The sequence below is a fragment of the Micromonospora sp. NPDC049497 genome (genome assembly GCF_044465805.1).
Lineage (GTDB): Bacteria > Actinomycetota > Actinomycetes > Mycobacteriales > Micromonosporaceae > Micromonospora.
The window spans coordinates 1-3,376 of the sequence record NZ_JBITMC010000041.1 but is presented as its reverse complement, the minus strand read 5'-3'; the positions used below and the strand labels follow the sequence as shown (position 1 = coordinate 3,376).

The window sequence follows — 3,376 nt, the reverse complement described above, 5'->3', positions numbered from 1 at the left end:
ATGGTTGTGGGTTGGTCGTTTGTTGAGAATTGCACAGTGGACGCGAGCATCTTTGTGGTCAAGTTGTCAAGGGCGAACGGTGGATGCCTTGGCACCAGGAGCCGATGAAGGACGTGGGAGGCCGCGATAGGCCTGGGGGAGCTGTCAACCAAGCTGTGATCCCAGGGTGTCCGAATGGGGGAACCCGGCACCAGTCATGTGGTGTCACCTGCACCTGAACACATAGGGTGTATGGAGGGAACGCGGGGAAGTGAAACATCTCAGTACCCGTAGGAAGAGAAAACAAATAGTGATTCCGTGAGTAGTGGCGAGCGAAAGCGGATTGAGGCTAAACCGGTTGCGTGTGATACCTGTCAGGGGTTGCGTGGTCGGGGTTGTGGGACCCTGCTGAGTGTGCTGACACGCACTCGAGAAGTTACAAAGCTAGTTGCTAGTCGAACAGTCTGGAATGGCTGACCGTAGACGGTGATAGTCCGGTAGGTGAAAGTAGCTGGTCTTCTGTGGGTGTTCCCGAGTAGCGGCGGACCCCTGAAATCTGCCGTGAATCTGCCAGGACCACCTGGTAAGCCTAAATACTTCCTGGTGACCGATAGCGGACGAGTACCGTGAGGGAATGGTGAAAAGTACCCCGGGAGGGGAGTGAAATAGTACCTGAAACCGTTCGCCTACAATCCGTCGGAGCCTTGCGGGGTGACGGCGTGCCTTTTGAAGAATGAGCCTGCGAGTTAGTGGCACGTGGCGAGGTTAACCCGTGTGGGGGAGCCGTAGCGAAAGCGAGTCTGAATAGGGCGATTCAGTCGCGTGTCCTAGACCCGAAGCGGAGTGATCTAGCCATGGGCAGGCTGAAGCGCGGGTAAGACCGCGTGGAGGGCCGAACCCACCAACGTTGAAAAGTTGGGGGATGACCTGTGGTTAGGGGTGAAAGGCCAATCAAACTCCGTGATAGCTGGTTCTCCCCGAAATGCATTTAGGTGCAGCGTCGCGTGTTTCTTGCCGGAGGTAGAGCACTGGATGGTCTAGGGGGCCCACAAGCTTACCGAAATCAGCCAAACTCCGAATGCCGGTAAGTGAGAGCGCGGCAGTGAGACTGCGGGGGATAAGCTTCGTAGTCGAGAGGGAAACAGCCCAGATCACCAGCTAAGGCCCCTAAGCGTGTGCTAAGTGGAAAAGGATGTGGGGTCGCATAGACAACCAGGAGGTTGGCTTAGAAGCAGCCACCCTTTAAAGAGTGCGTAATAGCTCACTGGTCAAGTGGTTCCGCGCCGACAATGTAGCGGGGCTCAAGCACACCGCCGAAGCTGTGGCATTCACATTTCAACCACGCAGCGCCTTGATGTGCTGTGCAGGTGTGTGGATGGGTAGGGGAGCGTCGTGCCGGGGGTGAAGCAGCGGGGTGACCCAGTTGTGGACGCGGCACGAGTGAGAATGCAGGCATGAGTAGCGAAAGAAGGGTGAGAAACCCTTCCGCCGGATGACCAAGGGTTCCAGGGCCAGGCTAATCCGCCCTGGGTGAGTCGGGACCTAAGGCGAGGCCGAGAGGCGTAGTCGATGGACAACGGGTTGATATTCCCGTACCCGCGAAAGAGCGACCCTGACGAACCTCGTTGTGCTAACCATCCGAACTGCCGGAGGTCTTCGGACCGATGGTGGCGAGCGTGGGAACCTGGCGGGTAGTAGTCAAGCGATGGGGTGACGCAGGAAGGTAGCTGAGCCCGGCCGGTGGTTGTGCCGGGGTAAGCGTGTAGGCCGTACCGTAGGCAAATCCGCGGTGCATGAAGGCTGAGACGTGATGCCGAGCCGATTCAGGTGAAGTCAGTGATCCTATGCTGCCGAGAAAAGCCTCTAGCGAGTTCTTAGCGGCCCGTACCCCAAACCGACACAGGTGGTCAGGTAGAGAATACCGAGGCGATCGGGCGAACTGTGGTTAAGGAACTCGGCAAATTGCCCCCGTAACTTAGGGAGAAGGGGGGCCGGAGACGTGAAGCCCCACGCGGGTGGAGCGTTGTATGGCCGCAGAGAGCAGGGGGAAGCGACTGTTTACTAAAAACACAGGTCCATGCGAAGAAGTAATTCGATGTATATGGACTGACGCCTGCCCGGTGCTGGAACGTTAAGGGGACCTGTTAGCTCTTCGGGGCGAAGCGGAGAACTTAAGCGCCAGTAAACGGCGGTGGTAACTATAACCATCCTAAGGTAGCGAAATTCCTTGTCGGGTAAGTTCCGACCTGCACGAATGGCGTAACGACTTCCCCACTGTCTCAACCACAGGCCCGGCGAAATTGCATTACGAGTAAAGATGCTCGTTACGCGCGGCAGGACGGAAAGACCCCGGGACCTTTACTATAGCTTGACATTGGTATCCGAATTAGCTTGTGTAGGATAGGTGGGAGCCGGTGAAGTCCATACGCCAGTATGGGTGGAGGCAATCTTGAAATACCACTCTGGTTGATTTGGGTATCTAACTTCGGACCGTTATCCGGTTCAGGGACAGTGTCTGGTGGGTAGTTTAACTGGGGCGGTTGCCTCCTAAAGGGTAACGGAGGCGCCCAAAGGTTCCCTCAGCCTGGTTGGCAATCAGGTGTTGAGTGCAAGTGCACAAGGGAGCTTGACTGTGAGACTGACAGGTCGAGCAGGGACGAAAGTCGGGACTAGTGATCCGGCACTGGCATGTGGAAGCGGTGTCGCTCAACGGATAAAAGGTACCCCGGGGATAACAGGCTGATCTTCCCCAAGAGTCCATATCGACGGGATGGTTTGGCACCTCGATGTCGGCTCGTCGCATCCTGGGGCTGTAGCAGGTCCCAAGGGTTGGGCTGTTCGCCCATTAAAGCGGTACGCGAGCTGGGTTTAGAACGTCGTGAGACAGTTCGGTCCCTATCCGCCGTGCGCGTAGGATACTTGAGAAGGGCTGTCCCTAGTACGAGAGGACCGGGACGGACGAACCTCTGGTGTGCCAGTTGTCCCGCCAGGGGCACGGCTGGTTAGCTACGTTCGGAAGGGATAACCGCTGAAAGCATCTAAGCGGGAAGCTCGCTTCAAGATGAGGTATCCCACCACCTTCGGGTGGGTAAGGCCCCCAGCTAGACGACTGGGTTGATAGGCCGGAAATGTAAGCCCGGTAACGGGTTCAGTTGACCGGTACTAATAGGCCGAGGACTTGACTACCAAGCTGCTACGCGTCCACTGTGCAACTCTCGATAAACGAACAACACCCAACACATGTTGGTTGAGTTGTTTGACATGTCGATAGAGTTACGGCGGTCATGGCGGAGGGGAAACGCCCGGTCACATTCCGAACCCGGAAGCTAAGCCCTCCAGCGCCGATGGTACTGCACCCGGGAGGGTGTGGGAGAGTAGGACACCGCCGGACAATCTT

The 3,376-nt window shown here is 57.0% G+C and carries 2 rRNA genes; both read left to right on the top strand.

The annotated features are described in order from the left end of the window. The first annotated feature begins 56 nt into the window (after window positions 1-56). Window positions 57-3,165: ribosomal RNA gene (locus ACIBR0_RS28670) — 23S ribosomal RNA — on the top strand. 88 nt (window positions 3,166-3,253) lie between these two features. After that, window positions 3,254-3,370: ribosomal RNA gene (gene rrf / locus ACIBR0_RS28665) — 5S ribosomal RNA — on the top strand. Window positions 3,371-3,376 lie beyond the last annotated feature (6 nt).